Here is a 16,970-nt window from a genome sequence, read left to right as displayed (position 1 = left end):
AAGAAAGACCGGGGCGTTAATAGCCCTGGTCTTTTATAAATTCATAAGTTCGTCTGCGATTGTTGTGGTCGTGATAAGCGAGATATTTCTTTCGCATTTCTGCGTATGCAGTCTTTTCTTTAAAACCATTTTCATAGTATTCGTGAATCTTCGGAAGCAGTTCCTCTCTGGTAAGGCAGCGTTCGCCGAAGAGATCTTTTTCCATGTCGATATAGCTTCCATTTGTTTCATTGTATTTGTCCAGATCAAACTGATAAAAAAGTATCGGTTTGCCAAGATAATAAACATCCCACGATACACTGGAATAATCGGTGATCAGCATGGAACATTTCATAATAAGTTGGTTCAGCGGAACACTGCCAAATGGGATCAGCCTTATCAGCGGATCATCTGCATGAAAAGCAGAGATGTACTCCCGGAGTTTCGGATGGATATAAAAGATCAGTTCGGTATGCGTCTGATGCAGAAATTCCCGGAGTTTCGGATCATTCAGAAGGGCAGCATATTCTCTGTAATAACTGCTCTGCCGGAAGGTTTCATCACTCTGGTCTTCCAGCCAGCTTCGCCATGTTGGCATAACAAGGATGGAAGGATGCGAAAGATCTGATCTGTCTTTCAGAACATCCCAGCGGCTGAGACCGGTCACAGGGATCTGTTCTGGTCTGTATCCGAAGTCCTGCTCGATGATCGCTTTTTCCATTTCGGAAGAAGCTGTGAAATAAGTCATGGAACTTGTGCCGCTGGCTCCAAAAAGATTCTCTACCCGCTTCAATGCCAGAACACCGTGCTGGAGAAAATAAATATCATGTTTGTTGATCTCCCGGGAGATAAGGTTTGGCATCGGTTTCCACGCAAAGGCATGAAGCCGGCTGTCAGAAGCAATATACAGCCGGGCTGTCATGAGGTACAGAAGATGGCAGAAACTCAGGAATGGAATGACATTGGAACGATACTTCCGTGTGGCCTTCCATTGTGGGGAAGATTTGTCCAATATAAAGAAAATGTTTTTCTTTTCTTCTGCTGGAAGATGTTTCATACAATACTGGAAAAAATAAAAACCATTGTCCTGAGCAGAAATACAGTATTTTTCATAGATCAGCCAGATATGCCGTTTCTTAAAGAGTGGGTTCATCAGTTTGCCAAGACCAAAAGCGGCGAGTTCTTTAAAATGAAAAAGAGGACTGTCGTATGACCGCAGTGGACGGCTCCGCAGGATAAAACGATGCCCGGTACTCCCCATCGGGAAAAACAGACATGTGTCTTTTTTTACAGAGTAGCTGCCGAGAATAAGCTGCATGCGAAGACGGCTGCCAATAACAGGCATCCAGGAGTCTGGACAGTCGTCTGAATACAGCCGCAGGTTCCAGTCGTTTTCACCAGGTTCCAGAACAGAGACATCGATCTGAAAGATCAGGTTCTGTGGATTTCTGGAAACACAGCGGAGCTGATGCCGGAAATTTTGTGAAGAATTCTGATAAAAAAGTTCTGCCTGAATCTTCATATCCGGTCTGGGGAGCTGTATTGTGAGATAAAGCTGTGATCTTTTTATTTTTATATGGGTTACATGTAATGAATGTTCCATGAAAAACTTCCTGTCCTTGTGATGTTTTTATTATAGTTACAGAAATTATACAGAACGGAGGAAAGATTTGCAATGGGTTTTGTCCGGTGGAATTGTGATATTCCTTTGATTGACAATCGATAAGAACCTGAGATAGAATGAAACAATACACAGTGATAACAAAAATTTATGAGGAAACGTAAATGGAGAGAAAATTTAAATTTACCAAAGCAGATACGGCTGCGGTGAAAGGAATTGCGATTATATTTTTGATTCTTTATCATGGCTTTTCAATAAAAAGCCGGCTGTATGGGTATCCGGTAAGCTTCTGGCCGCTGTCGGAGGCAAAGGCAATGGCAGTCTGCCGTGTGATGGTTCAGTGCGTTGGAATTTTTGCATTCCTGTCAGTGTATGGTCTTACTCTGTCGATGAAAGCCCAGTATCATGAATATGAGTTTACAGGACATGAGGCAACATTGTTTGTTCTGAAACGGTATGTGAAACTTGTGCTTTCTTTTACCCTGCCATTTCTGTTCTGCATGGGGGTAACTTACCTGACACATACATCCCGCTACAGTGATGGATTTCCGATTAATCTGATCAATGCCGGAATGGATTTCCTCGGGTTGGGACATCTCTTTGGGACGCAGATGCAGATCAATACCTGGTGGTATTTGAGCCTTGAGATTCTGCTGATCTTTTTTATGCCTTTTCTGGTCAGATTTTATAAGCGGTACGGGTGGCTGATGGTCTTCATGTTCCTGCTCATCGGAAGCTTTATGCTGGAAAAGCATGTGCATCTTACAAAGTATTTACTTGTAGCTCCGCTGGCAGTCTGCTTTGCAGATCAGAATGTTTTGGAAAGGCTCAGAGAATTTCATATTGTAAAAAACGCAGTATTAAATAAACTGCTGAAATTTATTTTGAGCACAGGTGCATTGTATGTCCTCTGCAAAATGTTTAATACGCAGTGGGGAATTGATCATTTTGAATTTGCACTCAACGGTGTGATTCCGGTGCTGATCGTTTACTGGTCTTATGAGTTTGTGATCGGAATTCCGGGGATTCGCCAGATTCTGCAGTTTATAGGAAAACATTCTGCAAATATTTTTTATATCCATACATTTATAAGAGCAGTATGGCTGAGAGATCCTACCTATTCTCTTGGACATGCGGCAGTGATATGGCTGTTTATTCTGGTTGTGAGTCTCGCACTTTCTATTTTGCTTGGCGTTGTGCAGAAAATCATACGATTTGATAAATTTTCTGCATGGATCAGTAACAGCATCATAAGCTGGGCAGATCGTACTTTATAAAACAGATAAAAAACGCAGTACCGAATCTGAAATAAATCAGGTTCCGGTTACTGCGTTTGCTATTTTAATGGAATCTTTTTTTGATTTCCTCGCAGATATGTCTGCTGTGTTCGTGATCCTTAAACTGGAGATATTCTCCGCGCATTTTTTCGTATTCCGGTTTTAAGTGGAAGTCATTTTGTACGGTTTCTTCCAGATAGTCAAGAAGCTGTTCCTGAGTTGCTGCCCTGTCGCCAAAAAGTTCTGTTTCCATATCAATATAACTTCCATGTGCTTCGTTGTATTTCTCAATATCAAACTGATAAAACAGACTTGGTTTATCCTGATAAAGAATATCCCAACATACACTGGAATAATCCGTGATAAGCATACGGCAGCGCATCAGCATTTCATTTACGGCAACTTCACCAAAAGAGATCAGATGGATCCGTTTACTGATTGATTTGAAGGTATCTGCATATTCCTGAAATTTTGCATGCAGATAGAAGTTGACTTCAAGATCATATTTTTCCAGAATCTGATTCAGACGTTCAGAATTCAGGAGCCCCATATAATGGCGGAAATAATCACTTTCTTCGAAATCTTTATCCGGTACGGAATCCAGCCAGTTTCTCCAGGTTGGCATGATCAGAATTTCACGTTTGCCCTGGGATTTATCTTTGAGTACATCCCATCGTGGAAGTCCGGTGTTGATGACTTCGTCAGGTTCATATTCAAAATTCTCAACAATTGTCTGTTTTTCCTTGTTGGTGGATACGACGAAGAGATCGCAGCCACCCTTTTTGCCTTTGCCGTAGAAGTTATCAACACGTTTCAGAGCGATAACTCCATGCTGGAGGAAGACAAAAGGAATTTTTTTGATATAACGGTTAAAAATACTGTGGCGGGACTGCATGGCATAGGTATGGTATCTGGAATCGGAGCTGACGATAAGATCTGCCGCGAGCAGATAAACCATGTGCCGGATGGACATAAAATCCAGAATCCGATTCTTATAAGGTTCCACTTTGGAACGGTCCGGAGAATCCTTATCTATGATATAGTAGATTTTTTTATTAAGGAAAGCTTCCTCGTCCTGTTCCATGCAGTGTTTGAAAAAGTAATAACCATTGTCCTGTGCCATGGAAGAAAATTTCTCGCATACCAGGCAGATGTGCTTCCGTTTCCAGTAAGGTCTGGCGACACGATAAAGGAAAACGGAGAGGAATTCCTTGAAGATGATATCCATGCCGTCATATTTTTCTCTCTGACGGTTTACAAATGCGAGAGTCTGTTTACTTGTATAATATGGATAAAAGTAAAAATTTTCGTCTGTCTTGTAGGCAACATTGGAAAGGAATTTTTGCTGCATTCGCTGCAGAGCGGTCATAAAAATCGGAATTCTGGAAACATCTCCGGTATCTGCATTTCGAACCAGAACAAAAATATCCCAGTACAGGCTCTTCCATTCAATAGAGCGAAGGTTCAGGGAAACGGTTATTCGCTGAAGATTTCCGTTGGATTTTATGCTTTTGGTGGTGAAATCATAAGTTACGGCATCTTCGGCAAGCTTGCTTCGGAAAAAAAGTCCGGTTTTTATATATTTGTGCCTGCTTTTTTCAAGGTCGAAAGATATCCGGAGAACTCCATGGCTCATCTTAAGACTGTGGTAGGCACAGGTCAGAAGATTTTCCATAAAATATGTCCGGCTGCATAAATCTATAATAAGAAGATTATCTAATCTGGCAGTAAATATACCGATATATTCTGCAGGCTCAGAAGAAGTATCTTCCGGGAAATAAATATCTTTGGCAAAAATGTGATATTTCTTATTAAAATTATTATCCGGACGGAGAGCATATAAGGTATGGCTGTTATCAGAAGCCACACAGCTTAAAGTGAGAATAAACTCCGAATGTCGTTTGAACTGGAAATATTCCTGAAAAGGCAGCAGGTCCAACTGGAATGTACAGAGATCAATCTGCGTAAAAGGAATGGAAATATCTTCTTTTGTCTTAGGATTCCGTGCAAGGAAACGATAAGAAGAAAAAGCTCCGGCAGAAAAGTCTGCGAATTTCAAAGTCACTTTCGTAGAGGAAAGAGCTGAAATATAAACAGAGAGGTTTCCGTTGATCCAGGAAAAGGATGAATCAGATGTATGTGATTTGATTTTCATAATTCCTCCAATATAATCTGTGGTTAAAGTTTTATAAGTAACATAATTATAACATAATATTAATAAAATTTAAACATTTTTCGACGGACAAAATATTTTGCTATTTTGCTAAAAAAATACTTGACATATAAAAAAGAATATGCTATTCTATCACAGAACGCTGCCGAAGACAGTAGGTGCCGTAAGGCATAAGGATCACAACGCCTACCGAGGACTTAGTATTCTATATGAGATTACATGAGACCTTACTGTCGTTATGCAGTAAGGCTTTTTTTATGACGCGGCGGTATAAATCTATAAGGAGGTGTACCATTTATGGCAAAAGTAGAACTGAAACAACCAATCGTAGAAGAAATCGCAAACAGCATTAAAGACGCACAGGCAGTAGTACTTGTTAACTACAGTGGTCTTACAGTTGAACAGGATACAATTCTGCGTAAAGAGTTAAGAGAAGCTGGTGTTCAGTACAAAGTTTACAAAAACACAATGATGAAACGTGCATTCGCAGGTACTGATTGTGAAGAACTTAGCCAGCATCTGGAAGGAACTAATGCTATTGCAATTTCTGCAACAGATGCTACAGCACCGGCAAGAATCCTTGCTAAATACGCAAAGCAGTTCCCAGCTCTTGAGCTGATCGCTGGTGTAGTTGAAGGAAACTACAACGATCAGGCTGGAATCCAGGCTCTGTCCCAGGTTCCGTCCAGAGAAGAACTTCTTGGAAAACTTCTTGGAAGCATCCAGTCTCCTATCACAAACTTCGCTCGTGTGCTTAATCAGATCGCTGAGGCACAGGGTGGCGCTGATACAGAGGCAGCAGCAGAATAATCCTAAAATAATAATAAAATATAATAAATGGAGGAAATTAAAATGGCAAAATTAACAACAGAAGAATTTATTGCAGCAATCAAAGAATTATCTGTATTAGAATTAAATGATCTCGTAAAAGCTTGCGAAGAAGAGTTCGGTGTATCCGCAGCAGCAGGTGTTGTAGTTGCAGCAGCTGGAGCAGGCGCTGAAGCAGCAGAAGAGAAAGATGAGTTCGACGTAGAACTTACAGAAGTTGGACCGAACAAAGTTAAAGTTATCAAAGTTGTTCGTGAAGTTACCGGTCTTGGACTGAAAGAAGCTAAAGCAGTAGTTGACGGTGCTCCGAAGGTTGTTAAAGAAGGCGCATCCAAAGCTGAAGCTGAAGACATCAAAACAAAACTTGAAGCAGAAGGCGCTAAGATCACTCTTAAATAATTCTGTTAAAGAAATAAGTGATGCGGGGACACCTGATGGTGTCCCTAAATTTTTGTGTAAAAAATTAAAAAAGTTGTTGACAGCTTGATTTTGCTATGCTATAGTGAAGAATGCTATATTATGGCAAGATATGCCTGTTTATCTCAAACCGTAAACAGGGTCGTGTTGTAAAATAAATAAAAAAAACAGGGGTGAAACGTCAATGGAAAAAAACAGAATTCGTTCTGTAAAAACTGGAAAAAGCATGCGCATGAGCTACCAGAGACAAAAAGAAGTTCTGGAAATGCCGAATTTGATTGAAGTCCAGAAAGATTCCTATAAGTGGTTTCTCGATGAGGGCCTCAAAGAAGTGTTTGATGATATTTCTCCGATCGCGGATTATGGCGGAAAGTTCAGCCTGGAATTCATCGATTTCACGTATGACGCAAAAGATGCAAAATATAACATTGAGCAGTGCAAAGAACGTGATGTAACTTACGCGGCACCTTTGAAGGTTCGCGTGCGACTGATAAATAAAGAAACAGAGGAAATCAACGAACACGAGATCTTTATGGGAGATCTTCCGTTAATGACAGAAACAGGTACTTTTGTTATTAATGGTGCAGAGCGTGTTATTGTCAGCCAGCTGGTGCGTTCCCCTGGTATTTATTATGCAATTGCACATGATAAAATTGGTAAGAGATTATTTTCCAGCACCGTCATCCCGAACAGAGGAGCATGGCTGGAATACGAAACTGATTCCAACGATATCTTCTATGTACGTGTGGACAGAACCCGTAAGGTTCCGATCACTGTGCTGATTCGTGCCCTTGGTGTCGGCACCAATGCAGAAATTGTTGACTTATTTGGTGAAGAGCCGAAGATCCTCGCAAGTTTTGGCAAGGATACTTCTACAAACTACCAGGAAGGTCTTCTGGAACTTTACAAGAAGATCCGTCCAGGTGAGCCGCTGGCAGTAGAGAGCGCAGAGAGCCTTATCATGGCAATGTTCTTCGACCCGAGAAGATATGATCTTGCCAAGGTCGGACGTTATAAATTTAATAAGAAACTTCATTTCAATAAACGTATCGCAGGCCACAAGCTGGCAGAAGCTGTTGTAGATCCATCTACAGGAGAGATTCTGGCAGAGGAAGGTACTAACGTTACAATTGAACTTGCAGATCAGATCCAGAACGCTGCTGTTCCATATGTATGGATCCAGGGCGAGGAGCGCAAGATCAAAGTCCTTTCCAATATGATGGTAGATCTTACATCATATGTAGATCTTGACTGCAATCCAAAGGAACTGGGTGTTACAGAATTAGTATATTACCCTGTCCTTGAGAAAATTCTGGAAGAAAATGATAACCTTGAGGATATCAAGGCTGCAATCGTCAGAGATATCCATGATCTTATTCCGAAGCATATCACAAAAGAAGACATTTTTGCTTCTATCAACTACAATATGCATCTGGAATATGGCATTGGTAATGACGATGATATCGACCATCTGGGTAACCGTCGTATCCGTTCTGTTGGAGAACTTCTTCAGAACCAGTACCGCATTGGTCTCTCCAGACTGGAAAGAGTTGTACGTGAGCGTATGACAACTCAGGACACAGAGAGCGTTTCTCCGCAGTCCCTGATCAATATCAAACCTGTAACAGCAGCAGTTAAGGAGTTCTTTGGTTCTTCACAGCTGTCACAGTTCATGGATCAGAACAACCCTCTTGGTGAGCTGACTCATAAGAGACGTCTTTCCGCACTGGGACCTGGCGGTCTGTCACGAGACAGAGCCGGATTCGAGGTTCGAGATGTCCACTACTCTCACTATGGACGTATGTGCCCGATCGAGACTCCTGAGGGTCCTAACATCGGTCTGATCAACTCTCTTGCATCCTATGCAAAAATCAATGAGTATGGTTTCATTGAGGCACCATACCGCAGAATTGACAAGTCTGATCCGGCTAACCCAGTCGTAACAGATGAAGTTGTTTATATGACAGCAGATGAGGAAGATAATTACCATGTAGCACAGGCGAATGAACCTCTCGATGAAGAAGGTCATTTCATGCACAAGAACGTATCCGGTCGTTTCCGTGAAGAGACACAGGAATACGAGAAACACATGTTTGACTACATGGACGTATCTCCTAAGATGGTATTCTCCGTCGCTACTGCACTGATCCCGTTCCTGCAGAACGACGATGCTAACCGTGCGCTGATGGGATCAAACATGCAGCGTCAGGCCGTTCCGCTTCTTACAACAGAAGCTCCTGTTGTTGGAACTGGTATGGAGACCAAGACTGCTGTTGACTCTGGTGTTTGTGTTGTAGCCAAGAAGTCCGGTACTGTTCTTCGTTCTACTTCTACAGATATCAGCATCAAGAATGATGATGGAACAAAAGATGATTATCATCTTACCAAATTCCTTCGTAGTAACCAGAGTAACTGTTATAACCAGAAACCGATCGTGTTCCAGGGCGAGCATGTAGAGGCTGGACAGGTTATCGCTGATGGTCCGTCTACTGCAAACGGCGAGCTGGCTCTTGGTAAGAACCCGCTGATCGGATTCATGACCTGGGAAGGTTACAACTACGAGGATGCCGTTCTGTTAAGCGAAAGACTTGTACAGAACGATGTATATACTTCTATTCATATGGAGGAATATGAAGCAGAAGCCCGTGATACCAAACTTGGACCGGAAGAGATCACAAGAGATGTTCCGGGTGTTGGCGATGATGCACTCAAGGATCTGGATGAGCGTGGTATCATCCGTATCGGTGCAGAGGTTCGTGCCGGTGATATCCTCGTTGGTAAAGTTACTCCTAAGGGAGAGACAGAACTGACAGCAGAAGAGCGTCTTCTTCGTGCAATCTTTGGTGAGAAAGCAAGAGAAGTTCGTGATACTTCCCTTAAGGTTCCTCACGGAGAATATGGTATTGTTGTAGATGCCAAAGTATTTACAAGAGAGAACGGCGATGAGCTGTCTCCTGGAGTAAATCAGTCTGTTCGTATTTATATCGCTCAGAAACGTAAGATTTCTGTTGGCGATAAGATGGCTGGTCGTCATGGTAACAAGGGTGTCGTTTCCCGTGTACTTCCAGTTGAAGATATGCCATTCCTTCCAAATGGCCGTCCGCTTGACATCGTGCTGAACCCTCTGGGTGTACCTTCCCGTATGAATATCGGACAGGTCCTGGAGATCCACTTAAGTCTTGCAGCCAAGGCACTTGGATTCAATGTTTCCACACCTGTATTCGATGGTGCGAGCGAGGTTGATATCCAGGATACACTGGAACTGGCAAATGATTATGTAAATATTGAAGATTTTGAAGAATTCCGTGCAAAATATCAGGATGTACTTGCTCCTGACGTTATGGAATATCTTGATGAGCACAAAGACCACAGAGAACTGTGGAAAGGTGTTCCGATTTCCAGAGATGGTAAAGTTCAGCTTCGTGACGGACGTACCGGTGAGTACTTCGATGGACGTGTAACTATCGGTCACATGCATTACCTGAAACTGCATCATCTGGTAGATGATAAGATCCATGCACGTTCAACTGGTCCATACTCCCTCGTAACACAGCAGCCTCTGGGTGGTAAAGCTCAGTTCGGTGGACAGCGTTTCGGAGAGATGGAGGTTTGGGCTCTGGAGGCATATGGTGCTTCCTACACACTGCAGGAGATCCTGACAGTGAAGTCCGACGATGTTGTAGGACGTGTTAAGACCTATGAAGCGATCATCAAGGGTGACAATATCCCTGAGCCGGGTATTCCGGAATCCTTCAAGGTACTTCTCAAAGAACTTCAGTCTCTGGGTCTTGATGTCAAAGTACTCAAAGATGACAATACAGAAGTACACCTTCTGGAAACAGTAGATTATGGTGATACAGATCTTCGTTCCGTAATCGAAGGTGACAGCAGACATCACAGAGAAGAAGAGTCCTTCGGCAAACATGGTTATACCAAACAGGAATTTGAAGGCGAAGAACTCGTAGATGTAGAAGAAGAGGATGAGGGCGAAGAGGATTTCCTGGACTTCGACGATTCCTATGATGATGATGACGACAAGTAAGAAAGGGGAAAGAATACATGGCAGAATCAACAACTACCAATGAAACATATCAGCCAATGACTTTCGATGCCATCAAGATTGGACTGGCGTCCCCTGAGAAGATCAGAGAATGGTCCAGAGGTGAGGTAACAAAACCGGAGACCATCAACTATCGTACTCTGAAACCAGAGAAGGACGGTCTTTTCTGTGAAAGAATTTTCGGACCAAGCAAGGACTGGGAGTGCCACTGCGGTAAATACAAAAAAATCCGCTATAAAGGTGTTGTCTGCGACCGATGCGGCGTAGAAGTAACCAAATCTTCTGTACGAAGAGAGCGTATGGGACATATCGAGCTTGCAGCTCCGGTATCCCATATTTGGTACTTCAAGGGAATCCCATCCCGTATGGGACTTATCCTTGACCTGTCTCCGAGAACATTGGAAAAAGTTTTATACTTTGCAAACTATATTGTACTGGATCCGGCTGACTCCGGACTTCAGTACAAACAGGTTCTCACTGAGAAAGAATATCAGGATGCCCGTGAAGCATACGGATACAATTTCCGTGTTGGAATGGGTGCAGAATCTATTATGGAACTTCTCAAAGCGATCGATCTTGAGAAAGATGCTGAGGAACTCAAGACAGAACTGGTAGATGCAACTGGACAGAAACGTGCCAGAATCATCAAGAGACTGGAAGTTGTAGAATCTTTCCGTGAATCCGGAAACCGTCCGGAGTGGATGATCATGACTGCAATCCCGGTTATCCCGCCAGATCTTCGTCCTATGGTACAGCTCGATGGTGGACGTTTTGCAACATCTGACCTGAATGATCTGTACAGAAGAATCATCAACCGTAACAACCGTCTGAAACGTCTTCTGGAACTGGGAGCACCGGATATCATTGTTCGTAATGAGAAACGTATGCTTCAGGAAGCAGTAGACGCGCTGATCGACAATGGTCGTCGTGGCCGTCCGGTAACAGGACCTGGAAACAGAGCTCTCAAATCCCTTTCTGACATGCTGAAAGGTAAATCCGGACGTTTCCGTCAGAACCTTCTTGGTAAACGAGTTGACTATTCCGGACGTTCTGTTATCGTCGTTGGGCCTGAACTGAAGATCTATCAGTGTGGTCTTCCGAAAGAAATGGCAATCGAGCTTTTCAAACCTTTCGTTATGAAAGAGCTTGTTGCAAACGGAACTTCCCACAACATCAAGAATGCCAAGAAAATGGTAGAGAAACTTCAGCCGGAAGTATGGGATGTACTGGAAGATGTTATCAAAGAACATCCTGTTATGCTGAACCGTGCACCTACACTGCATCGTCTGGGTATCCAGGCATTTGAGCCGATCCTTGTAGAAGGTAAAGCTATCAAACTTCATCCGCTCGTTTGTACCGCGTTCAACGCCGACTTCGATGGTGACCAGATGGCTGTTCATCTTCCGCTTTCCCAGGAAGCTCAGGCAGAGTGCCGTTTCCTTCTGCTTTCACCAAACAACCTTCTGAAACCTTCAGATGGTGGTCCGGTAGCCGTTCCTTCACAGGATATGGTCCTTGGTATCTACTATCTGACACAGGAGAGACCAGGAAATCCGGGCGAAGGCAAATACTTCAAGAGCGTAAACGAAGCAATCCTTGCTTACGAAAATAAAGTTATCACATTACAGTCCAGAATCCATGTACGCTGCACAAGAAAACTGGCAGATGGAAGAGAGCTGACAGGAACTGTAGAGTCCACACTTGGACGTTTCCTGTTCAACGAAATTCTTCCGCAGGACCTTGGATATGTAGACAGAAGCATTCCGGGTAATGAACTTCTTCTTGAGGTTGATTTCCTGGTAGGTAAGAAACAGCTGAAACAGATCCTTGAGAAAGTCATCAACACTCACGGAGCTACCAAGACCGCAGAGGTTCTCGACTCCATCAAGGCTATGGGTTACAAATATTCTACCCGTGCAGCTATGACAGTATCCATTTCTGATATGACTGTGCCGCCTCAGAAACCTGAGATGATCCAGAACGCACAGAATATCGTTGACAAGATCACAAAGAACTACAAACGTGGTCTTATTACAGAAGAAGAGCGTTACAAAGAAGTTGTTGAGACATGGAAGAAGACTGACGATGAGCTTACCAAAGCCCTTCTGAACGGTCTTGATAAATACAACAACATCTTCATGATGGCTGACTCCGGTGCCCGTGGTTCCGATAAGCAGATCAAACAGCTTGCCGGTATGCGTGGTCTGATGGCCGATACAACTGGTCACACTATCGAGCTTCCTATCAAGTCAAACTTCCGTGAAGGTCTTGAAGTACTGGAATACTTCATGTCCGCGCATGGAGCTCGTAAAGGTATGTCCGATACCGCTCTTCGTACAGCCGACTCTGGTTACCTGACCAGACGAATGGTTGACGTATCTCAGGAACTTATCGTTCGTGAAACAGACTGCTGTGAAAACAGACCGGAGATCTCTGGTATGTATGTCAAAGGCTTCATGGATGGCAAGGAAGAGATCGAGAACCTTCAGGAACGTATCACAGGACGTTTCTCCTGCGAGACCATCACAAACAAAGATGGTGAAGTTCTTGTTAAAGCAAACCATATGATCACACCAAGACGTGCAGCACGTATCATGAGTGAGGGTGTAAACGCTAACGGTGGTCCGATCGAAGAAGTTAAGATCCGTACGATCCTGACCTGTAAGTGCAAGGTTGGTGTCTGCGCTAAATGTTACGGTGCAAATATGGCAACTGGTGAAGCTGTTCAGGTTGGAGAATCTGTTGGTATCATCGCAGCACAGTCTATCGGTGAGCCTGGTACACAGCTTACCATGCGTACATTCCATAGTGGTGGTGTAGCCGGTGGAGATATCACACAGGGTCTTCCTCGAGTTGAGGAGCTTTTTGAGGCAAGAAAACCTAAGGGTCTTGCTATCATCACAGAAATCCCTGGTGTTGCAGTTATCAACGATACCAAGAAAAAACGTGAGATCATTGTTACCAATCCGGAAGACGGCGACTCCAAGACTTACCTGATCCCTTATGGATCCCGTATCAAGATCACAGACGGACAGGTACTTGAAGCTGGTGATGAGCTGACAGAAGGTAGTGTAAACCCACACGATATCTTGAGAATCAAGGGTGTTCGTGCTGTTCAGGATTACATGCTCCGTGAGGTTCAGCGAGTATACCGTCTCCAGGGTGTAGAAATCAGTGATAAGCATATCGAGGTTCTGGTCCGCCAGATGCTGAAGAAGATCCGTATCGAAGAAAACGGAGATACAGAATTCCTTCCGGGAACACTTGTTGATGTTCTTGAATTCGAAGAAGTTAACGAAAAACTTGAAAAAGAAGGCAAGACACCGGCAGAAGGAAAACAGGTTATGCTTGGTATTACCAAGGCTTCCCTGGCAACAGATTCCTTCCTGTCAGCAGCGTCCTTCCAGGAAACAACCAAAGTCCTGACAGAAGCTGCTATCAAGGGTAAAGTTGACCACCTGGTAGGTTTGAAAGAGAACGTTATCATTGGTAAGCTGATCCCGGCCGGAACTGGTCTGAAACGTTACAGAGACATTCAGCTTGATACAGGAATGCCGGAGGAAACACCTGTGGCAGAAGAAGAGCCTGTAGATGAACTTCCAGAGGATGATGAAATGCTGACAATGGAAGAAGAATCCGCAGAGGATGTTTCTGATGATGCAGAGGATGAGATCCTTCTGGACGATGAGGATATCGATACAACAGAAGAATAAATGAACTACAGAAGAAGTTCCAGATTTATGATCAAAGTAAATCTGGGGCTTCTTTTTTTCTTTTTGCAGGAAAAGTATAAAGATTGTGTGAAAAAAGATGGAAGAAAAGCGAAAACTACAGACAGACGCGGGTGGACATGCTATACTAAGAGCACTTCCTGATGGAAGTTTCAAAGATACAGAGTTTTAAAGACATAGAGTTACTTAGTGTTTTTTATATAGATATAGGATTTAGAATAAAATAGAAGTTATGTAACTGTGAGGCTATTGAACAGTTACGAATTACATTCAAATAAATATAGATCATATTACGAGAGGAGAGGAGGGAGGATAGATGGACAAACAACTTCCGGTTTCTGTATGGCCGGAATGGAAGATTGTGGAGAAGATCGGTGAAGGATCCTTCGGTAAGGTCTATAAGGCAAAACGTACAGAGCAGGGCAAGACCTTTTATTCTGCGATCAAAGTTATTACGATTCCCTCGAATGCCGGAGAATTGAGCAGTATTCGTTCGGAAAACCCGGATGAACAATCGGTAAAGGAATATTTTCACAGCCTGGTAGAAGAATGTATCCAGGAAGTGAATACGATGGAGTATTTTCGAGGCAATTCTCATGTAGTCTCTGTTGAGGATTATAAAGTAGTGGAATATCTGGACGATATTGGATGGGATATTTACATCCGAATGGAATATCTGACCAGCTTTCTTGATTATTGTGCCGGACGCGCACTTTCAGAAGATGATGTGATACATTTAGGAATCGATTTGTGTAAAGCACTGGAATACTGCCAGTGCCAGAATATCATTCACAGAGACATTAAACCTGAGAATATTTTTGTTTCCAGATTTGGGGAGTTCAAACTGGGAGATTTTGGCATTGCCCGGGAACTGGATCGGACAATGAGTGGGTTATCTAAGAAGGGTACATTTTCTTATATGGCACCGGAAATGTACAAAGGAGAGGCATATGATGCCAGAGTAGACATCTATTCCCTTGGAATTGTACTTTATAAATTAAGAAACCATAACAGACTTCCTTTTATCAGCCTTAAGAAGCAGCTGATCACGTATCGGGACAAGGAAGAGGCACTGAACAGGAGAATGGCAGGAGAGGAACTGCCTCCGCCGGCAGAAGCAGGGGAGGCTTTTGCAGACGTGATTCTCAGAGCATGTGCTTATGATCGCCATGATCGTTATGAAAGTGCTGAGGAATTTCGAATGGCACTGGAGCAGGTTCGATATCCTGGGCAGCCGGAACTGTCGGATATCAGAAAACCGGAGATCATATCAGATCCTCCGGAAACAGCCAGAAATTTTACAGAAGAAGAGAAACCTGAGGAAACGGTTGTACTGAGAAATACAGACAAAAGGACAGGCAGAAGAATCAGCCGTTCTCCACAGCATCGAAGGAAACCTGCAAAGAAAAAGCAGAAATTTGAGCCACTTGTTGCGGCTGCTGTCATTATGGTGATAGCAGTTTGTATTGTTGTGGGCGTTTTTATCTGGCTTCTGAAAGAAAATGCAGAATTACAGCGTCTGAAGCAGTCAGTTACAGAGACGGTTCAGAGTGCAGAAAATAAACAACTTCAGGAGACTCTGGAAAAAATTCAGTCACAGGCAACAGAGATCAGCGATGATCTGAATGATTACAGCTGGATCGGATCTGAAGAAGAAGGAAAGATCAGTTACCTGAAACAGCGGGATAATGGAGACTGGCAGGTTATGAAGATACTGATCTATCCGGATCTGTCAGAAGATGGTTATTATGAAGAATATTATTACTGGAATGATGAACTGTTTTTTGCCTATATATGGGCTGATAACAATACGCTGAGTGATCTGAAGGACGGAGAGCAGAAAATAGACAGATATTATTATGAGGACGGTAAGCTGATCCGCTGGATCGATGACAAAAACCGTTGTCATGATAACGAGACAGACAGTGAGGAGTATGTAACAAGAGGAGAGAAATACTGGGATCGTGCGGAAGAGTACAAAGCTCAGTTGAATCTCTCTGCTGACAGTACATCTGCATCCTGAGAAAGGAAGGGCTATGGCGTATCAGATTGAATATGCATATACGTGCCACATAGGTAAGGTGCGGAATAATAATGAGGACAATTTCTGGTGCTGTGGCGAGAGTCTTGATTCAGAAAACAAGGGAATGAGTCATGTCCGCAGCGGAAAGATAAAACAGAAGGATTTTCCGCTTCTTGCCGTATTTGACGGAATGGGAGGCGAAAGCTGTGGAGAAATGGCAGCATTCCTTGCAGCAGAATCCTGTGGTGAGTTTTATAAAGAAAAAAAGAAAGAAATCTCAGAATATCCGGAAGAGTTCCTGAATGAACTCTGCTTCCAGATGAACCGTGCTGTATGTGATTACGGACAGGAAAATAAAATAAACAGCATGGGAACAACTGCAGCAATTCTTGCTTTTGGGGCAGACCAAGTATATTCATGCAATCTGGGTGACAGTCGTATTTACCGCGTTTCGCCGGAAGGACAGATACATCAGCTTTCGCTGGATCATGTCCTTGGGGGAGGAAGATTCGGCAAGCCGCCGCTGACACAGTATCTTGGGATCCCGGAGGAAAGCATGGGACTTGAGCCGACGATCACAGCACAGGAGGCAGTGATCGGGACTCGGTATCTCATATGTTCAGATGGAATCACAGATATGCTTACTGACAGTGAGATCGCGGCTGTTCTTGCAAGGGAAGTTCCGGTAGCGGAAACAGCAGAACTTCTGGTAGAACAGGCCCTCCAAAAAGGAGGCAGGGACAACATTACAGTAATACTCTGCGAACTTGCAGAGCAGGAACAAAACTGGTTTAGAAAATTATTAAGTTAACTTGTTGTGCTAGATAAAATAAAATATAAAGAAACTTCAACAAAATGTGC

At 43.3% G+C, this 16,970-nt stretch carries 9 protein-coding genes and 1 other annotated feature; of the genes, 7 read left to right on the top strand and 2 right to left on the bottom strand.

The window, feature by feature from the left end:
- Positions 1 to 16: 16 nt before the first annotated feature.
- Positions 17 to 1,582 carry a CDP-glycerol glycerophosphotransferase family protein gene (locus tag DXC01_RS13205; RefSeq protein WP_118253135.1) on the bottom strand — a complete coding sequence of 522 codons (1,566 nt, stop codon included), beginning with the start codon at positions 1,580 to 1,582 and terminating at the stop codon, positions 17 to 19.
- 182 nt (positions 1,583 to 1,764) lie between these two features.
- On the opposite strand from DXC01_RS13205, the gene DXC01_RS13200 reads away from it, so the two are divergent.
- Entirely contained in the window at positions 1,765 to 2,877 is a 1,113-nt protein-coding gene (locus tag DXC01_RS13200) for an acyltransferase family protein (protein WP_022213417.1), read from the top strand.
- Positions 2,878 to 2,941: 64 nt separating this feature from the next.
- Here the strand turns inward: DXC01_RS13200 and DXC01_RS13195 are convergent, their stop codons facing one another.
- Positions 2,942 to 5,032 carry a CDP-glycerol glycerophosphotransferase family protein gene (locus tag DXC01_RS13195; protein WP_022213416.1) on the bottom strand — a complete coding sequence of 697 codons (2,091 nt, stop codon included), beginning with the start codon at positions 5,030 to 5,032 and terminating at the stop codon, positions 2,942 to 2,944.
- 145 nt (positions 5,033 to 5,177) lie between these two features.
- Positions 5,178 to 5,315 (top strand) — a sequence feature (ribosomal protein L10 leader region).
- 32 nt (positions 5,316 to 5,347) lie between these two features.
- On the opposite strand from DXC01_RS13195, the gene rplJ reads away from it, so the two are divergent.
- The 6 genes from rplJ (at position 5,348) to DXC01_RS13165 (ending at position 16,920) form a co-directional block, all read left to right on the top strand.
- On the top strand, positions 5,348 to 5,860 hold the full coding sequence (gene rplJ / locus DXC01_RS13190; RefSeq protein WP_022213415.1) for a 50S ribosomal protein L10: 513 nt from the start codon (positions 5,348 to 5,350) through the stop codon (positions 5,858 to 5,860).
- Positions 5,861 to 5,902: 42 nt separating this feature from the next.
- Complete coding sequence (gene rplL, locus DXC01_RS13185; protein ID WP_118253130.1) at positions 5,903 to 6,277, top strand: 50S ribosomal protein L7/L12; 375 nt, start codon at positions 5,903 to 5,905, stop codon at positions 6,275 to 6,277.
- 202 nt (positions 6,278 to 6,479) lie between these two features.
- Positions 6,480 to 10,337, top strand: coding sequence for a DNA-directed RNA polymerase subunit beta (gene rpoB / locus DXC01_RS13180; protein WP_118253127.1), 3,858 nt, complete (start codon positions 6,480 to 6,482; stop codon positions 10,335 to 10,337).
- 17 nt (positions 10,338 to 10,354) lie between these two features.
- Complete coding sequence (gene rpoC, locus DXC01_RS13175) at positions 10,355 to 14,068, top strand: DNA-directed RNA polymerase subunit beta' (RefSeq protein WP_118253124.1); 3,714 nt, start codon at positions 10,355 to 10,357, stop codon at positions 14,066 to 14,068.
- Positions 14,069 to 14,402: 334 nt separating this feature from the next.
- Positions 14,403 to 16,109, top strand: a complete 1,707-nt coding sequence (locus DXC01_RS13170; RefSeq protein ID WP_118699077.1) for a serine/threonine protein kinase — start codon at positions 14,403 to 14,405, stop codon at positions 16,107 to 16,109.
- A gap of 13 nt (positions 16,110 to 16,122) precedes the next feature.
- A complete protein-coding gene (locus DXC01_RS13165; RefSeq protein ID WP_118699076.1) occupies positions 16,123 to 16,920 on the top strand; it encodes a PP2C family protein-serine/threonine phosphatase in 798 nt (265 codons plus the stop codon).
- Positions 16,921 to 16,970 lie beyond the last annotated feature (50 nt).

The sequence above is a fragment of the Blautia sp. OM07-19 genome (assembly GCF_003481595.1).
Classification (GTDB): domain Bacteria; phylum Bacillota; class Clostridia; order Lachnospirales; family Lachnospiraceae; genus Blautia_A; species Blautia_A intestinihominis.
Note: the sequence above shows the minus strand (reverse complement) of the source record. Positions and strands in the feature narration are given on the sequence as shown.